At 37.0% G+C, this 22,440-nt stretch carries 19 protein-coding genes and 1 other RNA gene; 2 read left to right on the top strand and 18 right to left on the bottom strand.

What is annotated here, in order from left to right; translation table 11 throughout:
* Positions 1-59: 59 nt before the first annotated feature.
* From RT261_RS00520 to rnpB, 15 genes are all read right to left on the bottom strand, one after another.
* On the bottom strand, positions 60-1,274 hold the full coding sequence (locus RT261_RS00520; RefSeq protein ID WP_313127960.1) for a sensor histidine kinase: 1,215 nt from the start codon (positions 1,272-1,274) through the stop codon (positions 60-62).
* Positions 1,264-1,965, bottom strand: coding sequence for a response regulator transcription factor (locus RT261_RS00515; protein WP_313127958.1), 702 nt, complete (start codon positions 1,963-1,965; stop codon positions 1,264-1,266). Before RT261_RS00515 ends, RT261_RS00520 begins: the two co-directional genes overlap by 11 nt.
* A gap of 345 nt (positions 1,966-2,310) precedes the next feature.
* The gene (locus RT261_RS00510) at positions 2,311-4,269 is read right to left on the bottom strand and encodes an FAD-binding protein (protein WP_313127956.1); all 1,959 of its coding nucleotides are present in this window, start codon (positions 4,267-4,269) and stop codon (positions 2,311-2,313) included.
* Positions 4,270-4,319: 50 nt separating this feature from the next.
* Positions 4,320-5,087, bottom strand: coding sequence for a 3-ketoacyl-ACP reductase (locus RT261_RS00505; RefSeq protein WP_313127952.1), 768 nt, complete (start codon positions 5,085-5,087; stop codon positions 4,320-4,322).
* An 84-nt stretch (positions 5,088-5,171) separates the two neighbouring features.
* On the bottom strand, positions 5,172-6,200 hold the full coding sequence (locus RT261_RS00500) for a zinc-dependent alcohol dehydrogenase (RefSeq protein ID WP_313127949.1): 1,029 nt from the start codon (positions 6,198-6,200) through the stop codon (positions 5,172-5,174).
* A gap of 36 nt (positions 6,201-6,236) precedes the next feature.
* Positions 6,237-7,604: an oxidoreductase gene (locus RT261_RS00495; RefSeq protein WP_313127946.1), complete on the bottom strand. Its 1,368-nt coding sequence runs from the start codon at positions 7,602-7,604 to the stop codon at positions 6,237-6,239.
* A gap of 28 nt (positions 7,605-7,632) precedes the next feature.
* Positions 7,633-8,463, bottom strand: coding sequence for a sugar phosphate isomerase/epimerase family protein (locus RT261_RS00490; RefSeq protein WP_313127944.1), 831 nt, complete (start codon positions 8,461-8,463; stop codon positions 7,633-7,635).
* A 10-nt stretch (positions 8,464-8,473) separates the two neighbouring features.
* Entirely contained in the window at positions 8,474-9,469 is a 996-nt protein-coding gene (locus RT261_RS00485) for a LacI family DNA-binding transcriptional regulator (protein WP_313127941.1), read from the bottom strand.
* A 32-nt stretch (positions 9,470-9,501) separates the two neighbouring features.
* Entirely contained in the window at positions 9,502-11,160 is a 1,659-nt protein-coding gene (ilvD, locus tag RT261_RS00480) for a dihydroxy-acid dehydratase (RefSeq protein WP_313127939.1), read from the bottom strand.
* A 36-nt stretch (positions 11,161-11,196) separates the two neighbouring features.
* Complete coding sequence (locus tag RT261_RS00475) at positions 11,197-11,895, bottom strand: ABC transporter ATP-binding protein (protein WP_313127937.1); 699 nt, start codon at positions 11,893-11,895, stop codon at positions 11,197-11,199.
* Positions 11,888-12,661, bottom strand: a complete 774-nt coding sequence (locus RT261_RS00470) for an ABC transporter ATP-binding protein (RefSeq protein ID WP_313127936.1) — start codon at positions 12,659-12,661, stop codon at positions 11,888-11,890. The genes RT261_RS00475 and RT261_RS00470 overlap by 8 nt, the downstream gene beginning before the upstream one ends.
* Positions 12,642-13,520: a branched-chain amino acid ABC transporter permease gene (locus tag RT261_RS00465; protein ID WP_313127934.1), complete on the bottom strand. Its 879-nt coding sequence runs from the start codon at positions 13,518-13,520 to the stop codon at positions 12,642-12,644. Before RT261_RS00465 ends, RT261_RS00470 begins: the two co-directional genes overlap by 20 nt.
* An 11-nt stretch (positions 13,521-13,531) precedes the next feature.
* The gene (locus tag RT261_RS00460) at positions 13,532-14,407 is read right to left on the bottom strand and encodes a branched-chain amino acid ABC transporter permease (protein ID WP_313127932.1); all 876 of its coding nucleotides are present in this window, start codon (positions 14,405-14,407) and stop codon (positions 13,532-13,534) included.
* Positions 14,408-14,677: 270 nt separating this feature from the next.
* The gene (locus RT261_RS00455) at positions 14,678-15,913 is read right to left on the bottom strand and encodes an ABC transporter substrate-binding protein (RefSeq protein ID WP_313127930.1); all 1,236 of its coding nucleotides are present in this window, start codon (positions 15,911-15,913) and stop codon (positions 14,678-14,680) included.
* Between the two features lie 481 nt (positions 15,914-16,394).
* An RNA gene (gene rnpB, locus RT261_RS00450) (RNase P RNA component class A) lies at positions 16,395-16,771 on the bottom strand.
* Between the two features lie 139 nt (positions 16,772-16,910).
* Here rnpB and RT261_RS00445 point away from each other — a divergent pair.
* Together RT261_RS00445 and RT261_RS00440 are read left to right on the top strand one after the other, a co-directional pair.
* Entirely contained in the window at positions 16,911-17,819 is a 909-nt protein-coding gene (locus tag RT261_RS00445; protein ID WP_313127929.1) for a hypothetical protein, read from the top strand.
* An 85-nt stretch (positions 17,820-17,904) separates the two neighbouring features.
* On the top strand, positions 17,905-18,486 hold the full coding sequence (locus RT261_RS00440; protein WP_313127928.1) for a hypothetical protein: 582 nt from the start codon (positions 17,905-17,907) through the stop codon (positions 18,484-18,486).
* 155 nt (positions 18,487-18,641) lie between these two features.
* Here RT261_RS00440 and RT261_RS00435 read toward each other — a convergent pair whose 3' ends face one another.
* The 3 genes from RT261_RS00435 to rpoD all read right to left on the bottom strand — a co-directional run bounded on the left by RT261_RS00435 (position 18,642) and on the right by rpoD (position 22,390).
* A complete protein-coding gene (locus tag RT261_RS00435) occupies positions 18,642-20,306 on the bottom strand; it encodes a nucleoside kinase (protein ID WP_313127927.1) in 1,665 nt (554 codons plus the stop codon).
* 68 nt (positions 20,307-20,374) lie between these two features.
* Entirely contained in the window at positions 20,375-21,172 is a 798-nt protein-coding gene (locus RT261_RS00430) for a class I SAM-dependent methyltransferase (RefSeq protein ID WP_313127926.1), read from the bottom strand.
* A gap of 123 nt (positions 21,173-21,295) precedes the next feature.
* Entirely contained in the window at positions 21,296-22,390 is a 1,095-nt protein-coding gene (gene rpoD / locus RT261_RS00425) for an RNA polymerase sigma factor RpoD (RefSeq protein ID WP_313127925.1), read from the bottom strand.
* Between the last annotated feature and the right edge of the window lie 50 nt (positions 22,391-22,440).

Genomic DNA, 22,440 nt, shown 5'->3' with positions numbered 1-22,440 from the left:
TATCTGCGCTTAGCACGCATATATATCAAAATGAACTTATTTCCTAACTTTATCCCTTATCATTCTTTATAAAACTTCTCATCCAAAGTCACTTCGAACACAGTTCCATCAAAGTTACTCCTTGCACGAACAGTGCCTCCATGCATTTCAATAATGCTTTTTGCAATGGCAAGACCCAGTCCGGTTCCCCCTGTTTCACTGGATCTGGAGCTTTCTACCCGGTAAAACCTCTTAAATATATTCTCTATATCTTCCTCTGGAATTAATCTTCCGTAATTGATGATATCCACTATCACCTTTCCATTTTCTTTCCATAACTTAATTTTGATTCTTTTTCCGTCTTTGCCGTACTTAATGGCATTACTAATTAGATTAGCAATCGCTCTGGATAGCTGATTTCCATCGGCCATAACAATAGCCGAATTCACATTGGTTGTAAATTCATATTCCAATCCACTGTCTTGAAAACTTGGATAGAATTCATCCACCAGCTGATTCATAAATTTCACCATGTCCACTTCCGTATAGTCCATGGCAACTTCCCCAAAACTTACGTTGGTATAAGCAAATAAATCTTCAATTAACTTCTCCAGCCTTTTAGATTTACTGTAAGCGACTTCCACATATTTTTGTTTTACCTCATCATCAATGTTTTTGCCCGCTGACACCAAATCCAAATAACCGATAATAGATGTTAAAGGAGTCCGCAAATCATGAGCTACGCTGGTAATCAACTCATTCTTTGCATGCTCGCTTTTTCGATTGTCTTCAAATATCTGATTCACATCCGCAGCCATCTGATTGATTTTGTCTGCAATAAGTGTGAATTCATCTTCACTGTCTATATTGATTCTGGTTTTAAAATTACCGGCGGATATTTCCTGAATGCCCCAGGATATCCGCTCCAGATAAACTACGAATTTCTTAGTCAATAGCAGGAAATAGGCTGTAAATAATATAACCCCTATGGTTAATGCCAAAGTAACCAGAACAGGTACCATATCATTGATAGAATCCATAGCCTGCCTGCCGCTATCCACCGCCGCCCCGTAACCGGGAATCTGTTGATTAACGTAAGGAAGTGAGTTTGTGGCTCCATTCCTTATTGATTCGGAGTTAAGTACTTTTTCTCGTACTCCGTCGTTATGAATAATGTTATAAATGAGATAGATTCCAAAGAACAGTGCTGCTTCCGTTAATATGGTATAAATCAAACTAAGTAGACTGTATAGAACTATCTCAAATCGAAAACTTTTAAATATACTATTTTTCAATTTTATATCCAACTCCCCAAACGGTTTTTATAATTTGTGCATTACGGGAATCCATCTCGATCTTCTCTCTGAGTCTTCGGATGTGCACCATTACCGTATTATTCGCTTCAAACATTTTCTCGTTCCAAACCCGTTCAAATATCTCATCTGTACTAAATACTCTGCCCGGATTGGAAGCAAGCAGATGCAATATATCAAATTCGATGGGGGTTAGTTTTACTTCTTTGCCATAAGAGATTACCCGATGATCTTCCCTATTGATGATCAAATGATTAACTACAATTTCTTTTCCAGACTTCTCTTCATGAGAATTCGGATTAAAAGTGGTATATCTTCTAAGCTGTGACTTTACCCTTGCGGTTAATTCCAAAGGATTAAAGGGTTTTATTACATAATCGTCTGCACCTGTACTAAGTCCAATGATCTTATCCAAATCCGCAGACTTGGCGCTTAACATGATGATCGGAATGGTGCTGTTCTTGCGAATGGTCTTACACATGTTTAGACCATCTATTCCCGGCATCATAATATCTAATATAACTAGTTTAATATCTTCTTTTTCTAATATCTCATAACCTTCTTTAGCACTATAGGCTTTAAAGACTTGGTATCCATCGCTGACCAAATGTATCTCTACCAGCTCTGCAATCTCTTTATCATCATCTACTACCAATATGCTAGTCTGTCCCATGGGTTTCCATCCTTTCCTGTATTTAAATATTCAATAGCTCCATTATATTGATTAAATATGTATTTGACAAGCATTTGCTATTCTAATCCTGATACTAATTATTTCCATCATGTACTATGTGGAGTATTTCACTAATATGTATAAATATACTAGCATAATTGCCAGAAGAAGTCTTTAATTTTTCCTTAAGAAAGCTTATGAATTGCTTTACTTTAGCTGACTTTCCAATGACAGTTAGGTACACTGTTATAAATGAAAGGTACAAGAAAACACTTACATAAGCAAATGTTTTCTTGTACCTTTCATTATTCAAGTATTCTTTTTTCTACCTACTCCAGTTTGTATTTAATAGACATTACCATTTTCACGGTATTTTCTCCAAACAGTTTCAAAGAAATTATCTTCTTTTGGTAGAGGCCTTACCTCCCGCCAAGTACATATACATTCATTCTTTTGGTAAGATACTTCTTGAATCTGATTATTTTTTGAGCCATCATCTACGATATAAGTAAAAATATCCGGAAGGAAGCTATATGGTTTTTTTCCTGATTTGTCGGAGTATAAAGCAGAACCTCGGCTTTTTCCTCCCTGTTTCATATAGTCCGTCATAGCGGACAAATACACATATTGACTGGTCAAGACATCCAAAAGACGATATACTTTTCTCAGCTGCTTTGGTTCCTTTACTTTAATCAACGCACTAAATTGATTGATTTCCATCAGCGCTTCTTCTGTTGCTTTCTGAATGGACTCTTTCGCTCTGATGGCTGCGCCTGCCTGACTCATGCGTTTCGTAGTATGGTTCCACATATCGTCTACATTGTCTTCTGTAGTAATACAGCTTTCTCCAAGTAAGATAGTTTCTTGTACCTCTTCTTGTACAGCCTTTAAGAATTCTCCCGGTGATTCAGGATCACCCTGTCTGTTTCTTGCGATATACTGAGCAGCTCTAGTTGATCCAACCTGACCTGCATTGAGTGCAGTTCCGCCCGGTCTGTAAATTCCATGACTGCCACTTACTTCTCCTGCTGCAAAGAAGCCTTCTACATTGGTCTGCCACCAGGCATCTGTTAATAAACCACCATTATTATGCTGAGCGCAAAGTGCGACTTCTAACATTTGAGTTTGCAAATCGACGCCTTTATTCTTATAGAAATCCAATGCCGGCTGATTCATATGAACCATTCTTTCATAGGGCGTTCCAAAGGCAGCACCGGCTCTTTCCAGATATGTTCTGGCTTCATCGGTTAATTGGGTATAGTCGATCTCACTGTTACCTGGATTCTCTCTAAAATCCAAATAAACCCGTCTGCCTTTTAAGCAGGTTTCTATGTAAACTAACAAGTCAATTATGGAAGATCCTCCGTCGACTTTTCTTACGTCAAAGGGCCATTGATACCCCTTTAAAAACACCTTGCTTAATAAATCATATTTATCCGTGAAATAATCGAATAAGAATTCTCTTTCGTCTCCGCCCTCCGCACCTGTTGAGACAAATTTAGGCATTACCTGCATATAAGTTCCGGATACATTCCAGCGGGGTTTTACAGAAGCTAAACCATACTGCCACTCTGTTAAGTTCTTTCCTTTTACCCCCGCCTGAAATGCTAAGCCGGAAGCACCGTATTGGCCGAATGGATAAACGGAATCTGCATACATTCCAGCAGGTCCCCCTGTTGCATATATTATGTTCTTTGCATTAAAGAGCACATAACGGTCGGATCTATCTATAGAATTCAAATTCAAGCATAAGATGCCATAAAATCGATTGTTCTGGGTCAATACACGTATACACTGCATTTTATCATGAAAGGTAATATTTTTATTATACACAGCCCTTTCTAAACATTCTGTCATAACCTTTGATGTATAAGGTCCTACTGAGGTGGCTCTTGTTCTTGGGTCGTGATCGGTTTTATATCCAACATATTCTCCATATCGGTTTCTTGGAAATGGAACTCCGAGTTCAACTAATTTGTAAAAGCTCTGAGAAGATAATGCCGCTTCGCAAAGGGCGGTATCACCATCTACACAACCGCCTGCGAATAAAGTCTGTGCCATCTCTGCAACAGAGTCAGGATTGTCTCCTGACATGGTTAATTTATAATATGTTTGTTTATCTGAGCCAGTATTTCGTGAAGTTCCAGCCTTCTTATTCTCGGTTATGATAGCTATATCTTTTTGTCCATACTGGTATAAACAATCTGCTGCATTAAACCCTGCTGCACCGGTTCCAAGTATAATAGTATTATAAGAATATACCGCAACCGGATAACCGTTTATTTCTACTGTTTCCTTCTTCATAATGCACCTGCCTTTCATTCTTCTAAATCTGCCTTTTGAACTTTTAAATCCTACAATCTGCGGATATGAAAGCCCCCATCTAAATCAATATAATTTCCTGTTGTATATAAGAACTTGCCGGAGCAAAATGCAGACACTGCATTAGCAATATCTTCTGGTGTTCCCCAACGCGCAATAGGGAAATCACCATTTCCAAACATTTTGTCATACTTTTCTTGTACGGAAGAAGTCATATCCGTAGCAATAACACCTGGACGCACCTCATGAACAAAGATATCTTCCGGTGCCAAACGATCTGCATAAAGTGTTGTTAACATAGATACTCCTGCTTTAGAGATACAATATTCCCCTCTTTGTGTGGAAGATACCACAGAGGAGCAAGAGGAAATATTTACTATGGTTCCTTTTGATTCAAATACTTTTTCTTGTTTAATCATTTGCTTAGCAACAATCTGGGTTAAGAACATGGTAGCTTTGGTGTTGATACCCACTACTCTATCAAAGCTTTCTTCTTCCATCTCTAATAAATCTTTTCTTTGTATAGGTGCAACTCCTGCATTATTTACAAGTATATCTACTCTGCTGAATACCTTAAGTGTTTCTGCAAGTAATTTTTCCCTGTCCTCTTTGTTATCGATATTTCCTTGTACATAGTGATAATCTATATGTAAAGAATCCAATTGTCGTAAATTATCCTCGTATTTCTCTTTTGGCTGTGTAGCCAGGATTACCACATTATATCCATCTAATCCTAATTGTTTGGAGATACCAAACCCAATCCCACGACTTCCGCCTGTTACTATAGCTGTCTTTTTCACTAATTTACCTCCAGTTTATTTTTAGTATATTTACAAAATGTCAAAAGTCCTGTTTTTACGGGACCTTTGACATTGTTTCTTTCTTTATGGTTCTATAAGAACTTTAATCGCTCCTTTTTCCCTGCTTAAGCAAGTTTCAAGTGCCTCTTGAAGTTGGTCCAATGGGAATTTATGTGTAATTAACTTTTTAAGTGGTATGGTGTCTGCTACGCTTAAAGCTACAGGGAAATCCCAGCAATATCCTTGTGAACCTTGTACTTTTATTTCATGAGTAATAAAACGAGTCGCCGGTATCGTTATATTTGGATTCTCAAAGATCCCAATAATCGTTGCTAATCCATTTTTCTTAATACTCATCATTGCTTGAAGAAACGTCGCTTCTAATCCTACGCATTCAAAGGATTTATCCATACCATAGCCATCCGTTAACTCATTGACTACTTGATAGATGTCTTCATTTTTTGAATTAATAGTTCTTGTAGCACCCATTTCCAGAGCCATCTGTAATTTTCCATCATTATGATCTACAACCACTACTTCGGAAGCACCGGATCTTCTGGATAGAGCAGCAATAAGCATGCCAATTGCACCACTTCCTATTATGATTACTCTTTCACCAAGCTTAATATCGGCTCTTCTAACCGCATGGGCAGCTACGGATAATGGTTCAATTAACGCTCCTTCATCATAGGACATAGAATCCGGCAGCTTATAAACATATGGCTCCTGTACCATAATATATTGAGCCATTGCACCGTCTCCATTTCGATAAGTAAAGCTTATATTTTCGCAATAGCCATAATTACCGGTACGGCATGCCAAACATTCACCACATACTAAGCAGGGTTCCACAGTGACACGGTCACCTGCCTTTACATTCTTAACCTGATCACCTACTGCAATAATATCACCTGAAAATTCATGTCCAATTGTTACTGGTAACGGGGCTGATGGATGTTTACCTTTAAATATATGTAAATCACTTCCGCAAATACTGCTGGATACAATTCTAATTAATACTTCTTTGCCTTCCGGATTCTTTAATTCTCTTTCAAGAAAATCCACTTTGCCCGGTTCTACAACTCTTCCAATTCTATTTACTAACTTATCCATAAACTCTCCTATCTAGGTGACTTGTGATCTTGTCATTTATTTGGCAGCGTTTTTAGCCTCTGCTTTTTCCCTATATTCTTTGTACAACGGAGCATATAGTGCGGCATCCTTTATTACGCAACCGGTACGTCCATGATCACGCATAATCTGAGTACATTTACTACATGCGATACAACATTTCTTCGGATCCATAACTCCGGTTTCTAAGATGTCCTTTGGTGCATCTGGATATGCAAATGCTTCACGTCCCAGTCCCACTAATGAACAGGAACCATCCTGAATATTTGCAGACCCTATATATGGAAGAAATTGACGTAACCAGCTATATCCGTTGCCGATTACAGGAACCGTAGAAACCTTTTGAATTTGTCTTGTGAAATTAAATAATCTTGCAACACTTTCTAATGGATGTTCTGGCGGTACTTCTCCTCCAAGGATAGCCAAATCAAATGGACGGGTTACCTGTGGGAATCTGTAATATGGGTTACCTGCCGAGTTGCTTAATAAGTTAATTCCATTCTCACATAATAATTTCACTAATTGTAAAGGCTCCGTAAAGTCTTCTTTTGTATAGTCATCCTTATCTACACCAAAGCCGTATGGATATGGATGATAGTCAAATACATTGAGTCTGCAGGCAATGATAAAGTCTTCCCCAACGGCTTTACGAACTTCTTTTACGATAGTTAGCAATAGACGTGTACGATTTTCGAAACTTCCGCCGTATTTTCCTTTTCTTGTATGGCTGGCTAAAACTTCTGATAATAGATATCTATGACAAGATTTAATGTCAACACCATCAAAGCCTACTTCTTTTGCAAGTAAAGCTGATTGAACGTATTTGCCAACCAAGCTATCAAGATATTCATCCGTCACAATGGGATAGTCACTGGTAATTCCTACTCTGGGATCTAGTAATGGATCATGTTGTGCAATCATAGGAGAACCATTATCTGCCGGACGGGAATATCTTCCGGAGTGAGTTAATTGTAAAATATTAAGTGGTTTGTGGTCACTTCCACAGGAATCTGCAGCAGCTTTTTTACAAACTTGTATTAGCTTCACGAATTCATCTTTGTTTTCTTTTGTAATCATCATTTGCAAAGGATTTGCTCTGCCTTCCTGTACCACTGCATTGGCTTCCCACCACAGAAGCCCGGCACCGCCGGCGGAGAAACGCTCATATCTTCTATATACTAACTCTGAGGGACTTCCGTCCGGATTACTATCGCAGCCTTCCATAGGAAGAATTGCGATAGAGTTTGGAGCTATTCTGCTGCCTACCTTAACTGGTTGTTTCAACGGTTCCAGGTTGTCAGATAATGTGATATTTACTCCCAGTTCTTCAATCTTTCCGTTGATTTCTTCTATTGTTTTAAAATTAAACTTTTCAAATTGCGACATATTAACCTCGATTCTGGCGCTTTAGCACCTATATATATCCTTTGATTGTTTCTATACCTATTTTTGCAACATTGTCCGGAGTATCTAATACAATCCAGCCGCTATCAAAAACACCTTCTGTAAAGGTTTCAACCGTGATATGCCCTTTATAATCATAGGTGTTTAATATTTCAAATACTGGTTTAAAATCAATATGTCCCATTCCGGGGGCACCACGATTGGAGTCACTTAGCTGAACATGCAGTAATTTTCCGGCTTTACATATAGTTTTTAAAGGCTCATAAATATCCTTTTCTTCTATATTAGCTTGATATGTATCATATAAGATTCCTACATTATCTTTGTTAATATCATCTACCATTTGCAATGCCTGATCTAAAGTGTTAACCACACTTGTCCGGTATCGGTTTAACGGTTCAATAGCTATAGACATTCCACATTCCGCAGCAACTTCTGCCATTTCTCTCAAGCCTGTAACAGCAAGCTCCCATTCTTTCCTTTTGTCTTCCCAGCTTAACAGATGTGCTTTTCCACCTCCTGCATATACCGGACCCACAAATAATTTGGAGCCAATTTCTTTTCCAAGCAGGAAACACTTTTTCATGTATTCTTTTGTATTTTCTCTAACCTGCTTGTCAAAACTAGAAATATCTTTCCCTTTTGTCATTGCTGCACATAGAGTGACTTGTAAATGATTATTCTCGATAATTTCTTTGATGGGTCTTGAATCCATCATGGCATTTTCGACTCCGATTTCTACCGCTGTATATCCCAACTTTGCTGCTTTTTCTATATATTGAATTTTTGTTTGGTTAAAATCTCCCGTCCAATTCCATAAGTTAATTCCTATTGGATTCATTGATTTACCTCTATTTTGTTGTCTTACGTATGATAATCTCCGTATCTAATATATCGATTACCGGTTCTGCAGGTCCATGACCATTTATAATATTTAATAACTTTTTTGCTGCCAGACTTCCCATCTGGTAAAATGGCTGTGAAACTGTTGATAGGGGTGGATTCAATAACGTACTTACCGCTATATTATCAAATCCTAGTACAGATATATCATCCGGTATTTTTAAGCCGTAGTCCATTATTGCTTTCATCGTAATAATGGCTTTTGAATCACTGGTTGCAAAAACAGCATCAACCCTGTCTTCCTTTTTCAAAAGTTCCATCATGGCCTGATAAATCCCATTATCACCACTGGTTTCATAAATTACCAAACTTTCATCAAGCTCCAAGTCTGCATTTTGTATGGCATCTTTATAGCCTTGTAATCTCTGTCCGTAAACATTCAATTCCGGACGTCCCACTACAATTGCAATTTTTTTATTACCTGTACGGATTAAATAATTGGTTGCATCATAAGCTGCCTGGTAATTGTTTATAATAACAGAATTCATTTTTTCTCCATAATATCTGGATACCAGTACAACCGGAAATCCATCTTTATGCAATTGCCTGATACTGTCGCTGCTCTTTAACATAGAGCAAACTATAAAACCATCTACTGCGTTTTGACTTAGCTTATTTACATAATATTTTTCTACTTCTATATCATCATCTATGTTACATAAAATAATGTTGTAACCTCTTTTTCTCACAAAATCTTCAACCCCTCTAATAATCGGTGGGAACATTTCGTTTTGAATATTAGGTATTAAGAGTCCAATGTTATTACTGCGTCCGCCTTTTAATCCTTTTGCAAGAACGTTTGGGGTATAATTTAGTTCCTGGACTGCATTTAGTACTTTTTCCCTGGTTTCTCTTTTAATATAGTATTGGTTATCACTAAGCACCCTGGATACTGTACTTGCAGAGACCCCTGCCCGTTCGGCTACATCTTTTATATTTGCCATTTTAACCTCGATTCTGCTGCTTTAGCACCATCTTATTTATTCCAATATACAGTTGCACCTCTATGAGCTGATGTACAATTCTTCTTGTATAAGCCTAACCATCCTGGAGATGGCTTTTCCACCGGCTTCCAGTTTTTCTTCCTATCTTCAATTTCTTTCTCTGTTAGAGCTACTGTTAGTAAGCGATTCTCAATATCGATGTCTATCCTATCTCCATCCTGGATAAGTGCAATATTACCACCTTCATAAGCTTCCGGAGATACGTGTCCAATTGCCAATCCACCGGTAGCCCCTGAGAATCTTCCGTCTGATACCAAGGCAATTTTTGTGCCCATGCCCTTACCTAATACAGCTGCCATAAAGGTTTCCATATGGGGCATGCCCGGTGAGCCCTTTGGTCCCTCATAACGAATAACTACCACATCACCGGCTTTGATTTCATCTTTTAAGATGGCATTCCATGCATCGTCCTGGGAATCATAAACCTTTGCAGGTCCGCTAAACTTCCATACAGCTTTATCTACCGCTGAAAATTTAACAATACAGCTATCCGCTGCAATGTTACCGGATAATACAGCTAAACCACCTTGTTCATGTATTGGACTGGTTACTGGATGTATTACCTCAGTGTTTCTGTTTTCTGATAGTGTAATTTTATCTGCCAAAGTGCCAAACATTCCTTTCGCACTGGTTTCTATCAGTCCTGCTTTATCCAGTTCCGACATAACCGCTCCCAATCCACCTGCCATACTAAAATCTGCCATAGTATAAGTAGGGTGATTTGGGTATATCGTACTGATTACCGGTATTTTTTTGCTGATATCATCAAATATTTCCGGAATAATTTCTATATCTGCCTGTCTAGCCATTGCAGGAATATGCAAAATAGAGTTGGTTGACCCACCGGTTGCCATCATATATTTAACCGCATTTTCGAAGTTTTCTTTCTTAATAATGTCTCTTGGTCTAACTTCTTCTTTTACTAATTCTACAATTCTTTTTCCTGTAGTCTTAGCCATTTCATTCCATTCCTCAGACTGGCATCTGACACTTGCATTGCCATGTGGTGATAATCCTAATATTTCAGCCGTTGCACACATGGTGTTTGCAGTTCCCATAAATGGACAGGCACCTGGTGTTGGACAGGCATTGCGGACTACCTTTTTATATTCTTCTTCTGAAATATCTCCTGCAATATAGGATGCATAGGCTTGTTTTGTATGTGTTAAGGTAATCATTTTACCATCTATATTACCGGGAGCCATGAATCCGCCTGTCATCATAACGGTAGGAATGTTTACTCTTAAAGCACCCATAATCATACCCGGAACTACCTTATCGCAGGTACCCAGCATAACCATACCTTCTAAACCATTTAATTCTGCAGCTGTTTCTACTTCAGATGATACCATATCACGGGCAGGCAGTGTATAACGATCTCCCGGAGTATTGGAACACATACCGTCGCAAATACCTGAAATAGGTAGCTCTACTCCATATCCACCTGCTTTATATATTTCGTCTTTAATATTTTGTACAACATCTTTAAAAGCATAATGTCCCGGATTCATTTCATTCCAGGAGTTTACAATACCAATAACCGGGCGTTTTGCCTCTTCTTCTGTAACGCCCATTGCATATAGCAATGCATTTCTATGATCCAGTGATTCTTCATTCCATTGCCTAATCATATTAACCTCGATTCTGGCGCCTAACACCTTTTAATATCAGCCGCCTAAATAAGCTTTCTTTACTGATTCAGAACACAATAATTCTTTTCCGGTTCCTTCAAGAATTATTTTACCATTTTCCAATACATATGCTTTATCACATAGTCCAAGGGCTTTCTTGGCATTCTGCTCTACTAATAATACGGTAATTCCTCTGTCACGAATTTGAGCAATCAAATCATATACCTGATTTACAATAAGCGGTGCTAAACCTAATGAAGGCTCATCTAACAGCATTAGCTTTGGGTGCGTCATAAGTCCTCTTGCAATAGCAAGCATCTGCTGCTCTCCCCCGGATAGGGTACCGGCATATTGTTCCTTACGTTGTTTCAATATAGGGAATAATTCATAGTTCTTCTTTAATTCTTCTTCATTTTCTTTTGCGCTGAATAGGTAACCACCAACTAATAGATTATCTTGAATCGATAGTCCTGAAAAAGTTTTTCTTCCTTCCGGTACATGAATGATACCTTTTTTTACTATATCATTTGGTTTCTTGGGTATCTGCTGTCCTAAGAATTCAATGGTTCCGGAAGTAGGCTTTACTAAACCGGAGATACAGCGAAGTAATGAAGTTTTACCGGCACCGTTTGCACCAATAATAGATACGATTTGGCCTTGAGCAGCCTCAATTGATACTTCTTTTAAAGCTTTTACGTATCCATAACTTGCAGATAAATTGTTTACTTTAAGCATTATCTTCCTCCTCTGCACCTAAATAAGCTTCGATTACAGCCGGGTTATTCTGAACTTCTTTCGGTGTACCAACTCCTATGGTTTTTCCGAAATTCTGAACAACAATTTTATGAGAAATACCCATTACTAATTCTAGTCTATGTTCAATCAGCATGGTAGCAAATCCGAAATCTTTACTTAACTTTAAGATTAATTCTGTTAACTCACCAACCTCCGTCGGATTAAGACCAGCTGCTGGTTCGTCAAGCAATAATACTTTTGGATTACACATTAAAGCACGGGCAATCTCTAAACGTCTCTGGTATCCATAAGCCAGATTCTCGGGTGCTTCATTGATATAATCTTTCAATCCAACAATCTCCAGGAAATGCTCGCATAATTCTTTGCCTCGTTTTTCCTCAGCTCTTCTCTTTGGCGTTGGAATGATACTGCCAATGAATGAGTATTTTGATTGTGGATCAAATGCACACATAACATTTTCTATAATAGAAAGTCCTTTAAAAAGACGAATATTCTGAAAAGTTCTGCCAATTCCCAGCTTTGTGATGTCATGTTGAGGTAATTTAGTTACATTCTGACCAGATAATAAAACAGAACCTTCATCTGCAGTATATACACCGGATATCACATTAAATATAGTGGTTTTACCAGCTCCATTGGGTCCAATGATACCAACTATTTCACCTTTATCAACCGTTACGCTGAAGTCTTTGGTGGCCTGAACGCCTCCAAAGTTTTTACTTATATTACTTACCTGAAGAAGCATGGGTACCCTCCTTCTTTTTTTGGAATAATTTCTTTACGTTCTTTGGAGTCAATTCCCAAGTACCAAGTAAACCTGCCGGTTTAAAATTAAGAACCAGCAATACTACTACTGCATAGAATACCATTCTATAATCAGATAAAAATCTTAACATTTCTGGTAAAGCAGTAAGTATAATAGCTGAAAGTATGGAGCCGGTTAAGCTGCTGACACCGCCGAAGAAGTTCATGATTACCCATTCTCCGCTAAGTTTCCATCCGAATAATGTAGGATCCACATAAGTAACGTAGAAAGCATACAAAACTCCGGATAAAGATACTAAAGCCACTGAGAAAAGAAAAGCAATCATCTTTACTTTTGGCACATTAATGCCCATAGCTTTTGCTGCAAGTTCATCGCCTTTTAAAGCAATACATTGCCTTCCATATTTTGATTTTTTAAAAAAGGCTACTAAGATAACACAAATAATTGCTACAACCAGAACAATAGGAAAGCTAATTACTTTAGGAAAGCCAGAGAAACCTGCGGCACCACCTGTAAGGCCAGTCATTTGGTTTAAGATAGCAGTTAGCGCTTCACCAAATCCTAATGTTACTAATGATATGTAGTCACGTCTAAGTTTTACTGTAGGTAAACCTACAAAGAATCCTATAATTACACTAATTAATACTGCCATAATAGCTGCAGGAAGAAAAGGCCAATTAAGTTTAACAACTAAAATTCCGGATGCATAAGCACCAATTGCCATAAATGCGGCCTGTCCCAAGGAGAACATTCCAGCTAAACTGGTAAGTACATATACGCCTGCAACTCCTATTATTGTAATCAAAGTTTGAGTAAGTACTGAAAGATAAAATTGCATTTGTTGCCTCCTTATGCTTTTTCTTGAACTGATTTTCCTGCAATTCCCTGTGGTCTAATAAACAAGAATAAAATCATGATAAGAAATGTTGCAACCGGTGCATAACCGGAACCTATAAAGAAAATTAAAATAGTTTCTAATAACCCTAATAATACTGCACCAAAAACTGCACCGGATATACTTCCAAGGCCTCCTATAACAGAAGCAATAAAACCTTTAACTACAAGGTTTCCAAGCTGTGCTGTAAGTGTATAATTGTAAATACCTAAGAATACACCTGCTAAAGCACCCAATGCACCGGATATAAAGAAAGCAGCACTTATAATTCTAAATACATTAATACCCATTAAATACGCAGTATCTCTATCATATGATACGGCACGTAAAGCACGTCCCATTTTTGTTTTCTGAAGTACAAATACTAATAAAACAAGCACAACTGCTGAAATAGCAAGCATTACCACACTGCTGGTCTGAATTACCAGATCACCAACCCAGATAGCTGGCTTGCTGAAGAACATAGGATATACAAAATATCCTGCTCCTACAATAATAGTTACAATAGATTCATAAAGTGTACCTAGTGTAATAGATGATACAAAATAATAAAATGTTGCTGAGTTTCTTTTTGTAATTCTTCTAAATGCGACGAATTCACCAAATAAACCAATTAGACCGCCTACTAACATGGAAACTATCAGGACAGGAATTAATGACCAGCCTGTACCTGCGGATACAAAATAGCCTACAAATGCACTGAGAGTCATTAAAGCACCATGTGAGAAATTTGAGAATTTTAAAATACTAAAAATTAAAGCAAAGCCGGTAGCTATCAGGGCGTAAACTGATCCAACAGCCAAACCGTTCAGTAATAACTGAATAGCCATGTTTCCCTCCTATAAGGTTTGTTACAAAATTAAGCCTTGTTTACATTTTTCTAAATGCAGTAAAGAATCCCACATTCTTCAGAATACTGCTGTCTTTCTAAACCCCGGGAAGAATCTCACTAATATAATGTAAGTTTCTTCCCTTTTCAGGTTTAGTGCGACTTTTTATGTTACACTATCATGGCAAATTTTGATGGTATATTTATAACAAAGTCAATTTGTAACAACTCTCTTCATATGTCATATCTTTATGCCTACTAGATTAGTCAATTATTCTGCTGAATATTGTTTGATCATTACAGATTCTCCATCTTTAATTTCATGGATATACATTTCAAGACCTTGTGGCTGATGATTCTCTGGATTAATTGAAATAATTCCTGTTAATCCTTCAAAGCCTGTCAACTTCTCAACTGCATCTCTAATAGCAACGGAATCTTCACCAACTTCGGTAATGGTATCTGCAAGGATGTTAACAACATCATAACCTAAGAAGAACTTATTAGTTGCATCAGCGCCCGTCTCAGCTTTATATTTTTCCATTATTTCTGCGACTTTGGGTTCAGATTCTGTAATATTATTAATATAAATTATGTTATTTGAAGCAGCTCCTGCAAGGGAAGCAAATGGAGGAGCTGCATCCAGTCCCATAATAATAGTGCCTGTATAACCAACTGCACGTGCCTGTTGTGCAATAGTGATTAATTCCTGAGTATAGTTAGGAGCATAAATAACATCTGCACCTGCATTCATAAGTTTCATTAACATTGTACTAAAATCTGTATCTGTAGCTGTAAATTGAACTTCTTGTACAATTTTTGAGTCAGAACCAGATTCGGCAAGGTAGCTCTTAAAGCCATCTACTAAACCTAAAGAATAAGCATTATCACTTCTGTAAATAGCGCCAATCTTCTTAGAACCCAATTCATCAAGAGCATATTTTGCCATGATGGCACCTTGTTGGTCATCAGATGGTTGGAATAAGAACATGTTCTTGTATGTAACTCCATCTTTATTCTGTAAAACTGCAGTATCAATAGCAAATCCTAAGATTGGAACATTATATTGTTCTGAAAGAGGTGCAATTGCAAGTCCAATATTTGCTACTGGCGGTCCAATAATTGCACTAACTCCATCTTGTGTTGCAAGAAGAGTGAAAGCATTGATCGCTTCTGTAACATCACCAGTAGTATCCCGTGTAATTAATTCAAGTTTCTTCCCATTAACACCGCCAGCTGCATTTATTTCATCAATTGCATACTGAGCACCCGCTTGAATCATCTTACCCAGGGTAGCTGTTTTACCTGTAATATCTTGTAGAGCACCGATTTTAATTGTGTCTCCGTTAGAAGCTGCGCCATCTGTTTCAGGCGCTTCTGGTGTTGTTTCCTGAGTTTTCTCTGTTGATGGCTCTTTCGTTTCGGGAGCTTCCGTTTTTTTACCAGAACAGGCAACCAACCCAAATGCCACACCCAAAACCAATAGAGTTTTGAATAACTTCTTCATGTAAATCCTCCTTTTAATTCAATCCCATATTTAATTTAGCTTGTAGATAATGAAACTTATGCAAATATTTATGAAATCGATTTCATATATTTTTCATAGCCGTTTTTGTAGATTTCGTATAATTTTTGTATAGGTTTCATTAAATTCATGTTAATTATAGTATTGTAATCTACATTTGTCAACAAAATAATCGTTATTTTTTAAACAATTGTTATTTTTTCAGTGTTATTTTTTGTGCAATCGTTTTCATATAATATAAATCTTGTTTTCTCAACTTTATAAGTTTTCTATTTATGTTATATTTTCAGAAATTAATTCAAATAAATTGCACAATCTAGTATTAATATGGAGTAAAAAAGTACTTTAAGTTTCATTTTCCATATTAATAACATGGGAAATTTCCACCTAAAGTACTTTAAATAAAAAACGCATACCAATATTTTGTATATTGTACGCGTCAGATTAAGATTTATATAATAATTAAGTGAGCAGCACTATAAGCCGAGTTCTGTATCTGATGATCATCTATCTTTGCTACATGTTACCATATAGCTCATTTGTCAAAGACAAATCGCGACCTACCCAAAGCACGGCGGGCAACCGTATCGCTTTCATTCGGTCTTACTTCGAGTGGGGTTTACAGAGCCTTGTTTGTTACCAAACAAGCGGTGGTCTCTTACTCCACCTTTCCACCCTTACCAAAACATCTGCAAGCAAATGAATTGGCGGTATATTTCTGTTGCACTGGCCTTGGAGTCGCCTCCACCGGACGTTATCCGGCACCCTGCCCTATGAAGCTCGGACTTTCCTCACCTATGACCTTTCGGTACTTATAGGCGCGATCATCTGTGCTACTCAGCTTTGTTATTCTAACATATTTAAACTATTATGTAAATAGAAGAATTTTTACATGGCAATTTTATCCTGTTTCATGTATAATTAAATATATATATGATTTTATAAATAAAATTTTTATACGTATTTTGGAGGCCGTATCATGGATAAAAATAATAAGATAATGAAAGCAGGTTTGATTCTAATAGGCGTTACCCTCTTACTTGGTGTTTGTACTATCTTATTTTTAAGAATTAAGGAACCTGTATTTCTAAAGCATTACTATGAATATAAAGTATATCTTCAAAATGAAGGTGATTTATTCTACTCCGCTGGACTTGGCAGCTCTATCAAACTTCAATATATAACAAATATTTCGGATGACAAAAGTGTTATTAGTATCGCATTTAAAGAAGCCCCCTCCCTTTATGTTCATGCATCAGAATATCAACCGGATAATTTCTTTACAGGTATATTTCATTCTTCTTCAAATGATAATACATTAGGGGTTAACATCGGTACTTACAGTTTACGAACGGTATATCTTTCCTTAGATATTCCTATTGATGTTATGCCGGATCAGTTGGAATTATCGGAAGCAACTATTCTTTTTAATGGCGGCAAGCAGGCAGAGGTAAACTTGGGCAAATTGATTTTTTATAAGGATGAGTTATCTTCTAGAGACTATCTTAAGCAGAATCGTGCTTCCAGCTCTTCCTCCGGAGAATCGGATAAGTCTTTTGAATTACTTGATAACATAAAGATAAAATCAATTGATTCACCCTTTCTTGATAAGCTGAAGAATTATTTAAATCTTAAAATAAATAATAAAGAATATACAGCAGCTAATGGAAAAGATTATAAAAAGGGCGATACTTTATATATTTCCAATTCTCTTAATCCAAATATCAGAGAGAATTTTCCCTTTATAAAATTTGAAATATATCCAAGGCTCTATTATCAGAACAGCCAAGGCAATACCTATTATGAGCCTTTGTTTCATATAAGTAATGATAACTATAATAATCCGAGTTTCCTTGACTTTATAAAATATGTAAAGTTCAACCAATGATTTTAATTTTTAATGGGATGTTTGATACAGTGATATATCTTTAAATTATAACAATTGATTTATTACGAAAGGTACAGGTGTTAGCATGGAACAAAAGCATAGTTTGCTGAAAGGATATAAATTAATCTTTTGGGGAATTGTCTTTACATCCTTTAATTTCAATTTATTCGGTATTCCTATACTTCCCCAATTTATAGAGTGGCTCATAGTTTATAGCGGAATCAAAGCACTAAACGAAGTACATCCCTCTAAGACATTGAAAAATGGAGTTAATTTTGGAGTATGGATTGTTTTGCTGACTCTTGTAGTTGGGTTCATCTCTCTGTTCCAATCAGATATATTTCAAATCGGAACTTTATTTACTCTTATATGGTCAACAGGAATTATGACAATGGAGCTTATATTAAAATATTACATTTTAGCTGGATCTATAGAGCTTTTAGAAATGTTTCATAAAGGGGATATTGCGGAAGAGTATATAAGAAGTACGAGAAATTATATGATATTTAACATTGTGGTTATGGTCGCTCAAACCATAGTACTGACCATAGTATCGGAAATAGGAATCGTTGCTTTAGGTATTGTCTCCCTTATAATGAACATATGGTTTATATTATTAATTCGCGATCTTAAAAATATATTTAATAACAATATTGTATACGAATAAAGGCCAGGTGAAGATACTTTGTCATCCACCGCTTTTATACTTAATCAGCAGCAAAGAAACTGGATAATCTAAGGATGCATAGATTATCCAGTTTCTTCTCCCTGAATCAGAAGCGTTATTTTACTTTCCGATATTATAGGAATCCTTTACTTATTTTAAACTTTAAAACAGCTTCCTCCCACGAATTCTTTCAGTATGGAATTCTGCGGTACAGCCTCGCTGCTTACTCCTAAGAAATAATCCAGGAACTTTAACAATCTCTTTGCTTCTATGAATTCTTCACTATTTCTGTCAATTCCAAATAAAATCGGTTCCGCATATTGTTTTAATGTTGCTAATTCATAGATAAGCGCGGAATTAAACATAACATCTACATCTTCCTGGAAGGGGAAAATATTTTCTTCTTCACCCCGTCTTACCGATGGCCACATATTAATAGTTCTTTGCCCGGAAGAACCTCTTGTACGGGCATCACGAACCATTCTTCGAATTAATCTTAAGTCTGTGGTAGGTATTCTGTTATGTTCATCAATGTTCAGCGAAGTTAATGCACTAATATAAATCTTAAACTTACTTTCTCTTGGAAGGCTGTAGGATAATTTATCGTTTAATCCATGAATTCCTTCAATAACAAGTATATCATTCGGTCCTAAGGTCTTATAATTACCTTTATATTCCCTATGCCCGGTTTTAAAATTAAAACTAGGCAGTTCAACAGTTTTTCCTTCCAATAGATTGGTCATATCTTTATTAAATAATTCAAGATCAATGGCATACAGGGATTCAAAATTAGGGTTTCCCTCTTCGTCCAAGGGAGTATGAGCCCGCTCTACAAAATAATCATCTACTGCTATTGGATGGGGAATTAAGCCGTGGGTTTTTAACTGAATGGATAACCTATGGGAAAATGTAGTCTTACCGGAAGAAGATGGTCCCGCAATCATAACAAATTTTTTGTCCCCTGCCTCTTTTATCTGCTGGGCGATTTCTCCAATCTTCATTTCCTGAAGTGCCTCCTGAGTTAGAATTAGTTCATGAATGTTACCTTCTACTATAACGTCATTTAGCGCACCTACAGTATCTACTTCCATTGTTTTCGCCCACTGGTTGGATTCCTTTAGAGTGTGGAACAGTTTATCCAACGGTTTAAAAGTTTCTATTTCTTTGGGATTCTGCTTCCTTGGAAGAAGCAGAATAACACCTTCATCATAAGGAAATAAATCAAAGTATTTCAGCATTCCTGTACTAGGAGGCATATAACCGTAATAGTAATCTTCAAATCCTTCCAGATTATATATATTAGTTTTAGAAACCCTTCGGTATTGAAATAACTTTTCTTTATCATACATTCTGTACCGGTTAAATAATTCTATGGCTTCGTCGGTTCCAACGGACTTTTTTAAAATTGGGTAATCCGCCTCCACGATGGCCTGCATTCTCTCTTTTATTCTGTAGCAAAGTTCTTCTGTCATTGGCACCATCATTTCAATGGTACAGTATAATCCGTTACCAAGAGAATATTCTACCGATGCACGTTTTATTTTATCAGCACCTACTACGTTATAAAGTGCTTTTAGCATTACTAAGGTAATTCCTCTTACATAGGTTTTATTACCTGCATCCTCCTTCGTAGTCAGAAAGGTTATTTTACAGTCTTGCTCCACTGTTTTTGACAGCTCCCGCAGTCTATTACCCACAGATGCAAGTATAATATCAGCATCATAATCCTTTTGATACTCTTTGCTGACTTCTAATAATGAAATTCCTTGGGGATATTCTTTTATATGACCGTTAACGTCTATCTTGACTGTAGTTTCCATAACTCCTCCTTGTTCGTAAAAAATGAAATGCAGCACTTTAACGCTTTTATTGATGAGATATCAGTTTTCTATTTATAATATGCCAAACCAGCTTCTATATATCCTAATTCTTCTTCCACTTCTTTTAACCTTACTATGGCATTCTCAGTAGGATTTTGTTTTAGGGCCTTGACTACCTGAAGGCACTGATTCTTCTCCTTCAATAAGAATTCCCTGGTGATGGGTTCTCTGCTTTGAAGCAGAAATTTTCCGTACCGGTAGAAAAGTTCCAAGCTGCTGTTATTGGCGATATCAATATCTTCTGATACCAAAGTAGTCTTTTTACTTTTCCAGGTTTCACCTGCTATTTCGGAAACCTTAAATTGTTCCGAATTCTTGTCAGCATTAGCTGGCATAGATATTGCTTTTATTATGGTATAATATTTTCCATCATCAATCAGCATTTGTTCTGCTACGATTTCAAATTCGATTTGTTCTATAAATTTACGCACAAAAGCTAATTCGGATTGAGGTTGTAGGACTAGTTCCTTGCACTTTTTTACAGAGGCAAGACCTTCCTCTAATATCCGAACCGTTAATGCGCCTCCCATTCCTGCTATAAGAATGGTATCCGCTTCTCCTGGATTCAGTTTATGAAGACCGTCAGATAGCCTGGTTTCTATCCGACTGTCTAATCCAAGGCGTTCAATGTTTTCTCTGCCTCTCTCCAATGGCCCTTTGTTCACGTCCATTGCGATAACACCTGGGGCTATGTTTTGTCTAATCAAATATATGGATATGTAGGCATGGTCGCACCCTACATCTGCTACCCTGTTACCTTTTGTAACAGAGTCCGCAACTGCTTGTAATCTTTTTGATAATTGCATATCTACCTGCCTTAATACTAGTATAAATTTTATGTCATTTCTAAAGGATTATTTAAAGTGATTATTTTTGTACTGATTTTATTATTGCTTTGCTTTTTTTCTAATCTATATACTCTAATAATCTTATTCTAAATAATCCTTTAATTTACGGCTGCGACTGGGATGCCTTAATTTGCGTAATGCCTTTGCTTCTATTTGACGAATTCTTTCCCTAGTTACATTAAATTCCTTGCCTACTTCCTCTAAAGTACGAGAACGTCCGTCATCAAGGCCAAAGCGTAATCTTAAAACTTTTTGTTCTCTATCGGTAAGTGTTCCAAGTACATCAATTAGTTGTTCTTTCAGCAAAGTAAAGGCTGCTGCATCTGCCGGCACCGGAATATTATCATCCTGGATAAAATCTCCCAAATGGCTGTCTTCTTCCTCACCAATAGGGGTTTCTAAAGATACCGGTTCCTGAGAAATCTTTTGAATTTCACGAACACGCTCTACTGGCATATTCATTTCTTTGGCTACCTCTTCCGGAAATGGTTCCCTGCCTAATTCCTGTACCAATTGTCTTTGTACCCGGATTAACTTATTGATGGTTTCCACCATATGAACCGGAATACGTATGGTTCTTGCCTGATCTGCTATGGCCCTTGTAATGGCTTGTCTAATCCACCAGGTTGCATAGGTGCTGAATTTAAATCCTTTTTCGTAATCAAACTTTTCAACTGCTTTGATCAATCCAAGATTACCTTCTTGAATTAAATCTAAAAACTGCATGCCACGTCCTACATAGCGTTTTGCTATACTGACTACCAAACGAAGGTTGGCTTCTGCAAGCCTCTTTTTAGCCTCCTGGTCTCCGGCTGACATTCTTTTTGCCAGTTCTATTTCCTCATCAATACTAAGCAAAGGCACTTTACCGATTTCTTTTAGATACATTCTTACAGGATCTTCAATACTGATACCTTCGGGTAAAGAATAATCAATTTCCTCGATTTCTTCATCTTCCGGCTCTAAAACAATATCCTCTTCATCATTGGCCAGCCTAAGAACATCTACGTTATTTGCTTCCAAATATTCATAGATTTTCTCAATTATGTTGCTATCCATTTCAAAGTCTATGAAAAAGTCGTTAATTTCCTGGTATTCCAATACATTTTTCTTTTTCCTTGCGTATGCCAGTAACTCTTTTAACTTTTCCGTGAATTTTACCATATTCTCGTCCATATCTATCTATCCTCCTAAATTGCCTCTGCTCAATCTTTTTAGTATTTTAA

The organism is Anaerocolumna sp. (assembly GCF_032079385.1).
Taxonomy (GTDB): Bacteria; Bacillota; Clostridia; order Lachnospirales; family Lachnospiraceae; genus Anaerocolumna.
This window is presented reverse-complemented; position numbering and strand designations above follow the sequence as displayed.

Coding starts and splice junctions, on each gene's coding strand:
- RT261_RS00515 (WP_313127958.1), bottom strand. CDS start 1,965: ATGGGACAGACTAGCATATTGGTAGTAGATGATGATAAAGAGATTGCA.
- RT261_RS00510 (WP_313127956.1), bottom strand. CDS start 4,269: ATGAAGAAGGAAACAGTAGAAATAAACGGTTATCCGGTTGCGGTATAT.
- RT261_RS00500 (WP_313127949.1), bottom strand. CDS start 6,200: ATGGATAAGTTAGTAAATAGAATTGGAAGAGTTGTAGAACCGGGCAAA.
- RT261_RS00495 (WP_313127946.1), bottom strand. CDS start 7,604: ATGTCGCAATTTGAAAAGTTTAATTTTAAAACAATAGAAGAAATCAAC.
- RT261_RS00490 (WP_313127944.1), bottom strand. CDS start 8,463: ATGAATCCAATAGGAATTAACTTATGGAATTGGACGGGAGATTTTAAC.
- RT261_RS00485 (WP_313127941.1), bottom strand. CDS start 9,469: ATGGCAAATATAAAAGATGTAGCCGAACGGGCAGGGGTCTCTGCAAGT.
- ilvD (WP_313127939.1), bottom strand. CDS start 11,160: ATGATTAGGCAATGGAATGAAGAATCACTGGATCATAGAAATGCATTG.
- RT261_RS00475 (WP_313127937.1), bottom strand. CDS start 11,895: ATGCTTAAAGTAAACAATTTATCTGCAAGTTATGGATACGTAAAAGCT.
- RT261_RS00470 (WP_313127936.1), bottom strand. CDS start 12,661: ATGCTTCTTCAGGTAAGTAATATAAGTAAAAACTTTGGAGGCGTTCAG.
- RT261_RS00465 (WP_313127934.1), bottom strand. CDS start 13,520: ATGCAATTTTATCTTTCAGTACTTACTCAAACTTTGATTACAATAATA.
- RT261_RS00460 (WP_313127932.1), bottom strand. CDS start 14,407: ATGGCTATTCAGTTATTACTGAACGGTTTGGCTGTTGGATCAGTTTAC.
- RT261_RS00455 (WP_313127930.1), bottom strand. CDS start 15,913: ATGAAGAAGTTATTCAAAACTCTATTGGTTTTGGGTGTGGCATTTGGG.
- RT261_RS00445 (WP_313127929.1), top strand. CDS start 16,911: ATGGATAAAAATAATAAGATAATGAAAGCAGGTTTGATTCTAATAGGC.
- RT261_RS00440 (WP_313127928.1), top strand. CDS start 17,905: ATGGAACAAAAGCATAGTTTGCTGAAAGGATATAAATTAATCTTTTGG.
- RT261_RS00435 (WP_313127927.1), bottom strand. CDS start 20,306: ATGGAAACTACAGTCAAGATAGACGTTAACGGTCATATAAAAGAATAT.
- RT261_RS00430 (WP_313127926.1), bottom strand. CDS start 21,172: ATGCAATTATCAAAAAGATTACAAGCAGTTGCGGACTCTGTTACAAAA.
- rpoD (WP_313127925.1), bottom strand. CDS start 22,390: ATGGACGAGAATATGGTAAAATTCACGGAAAAGTTAAAAGAGTTACTG.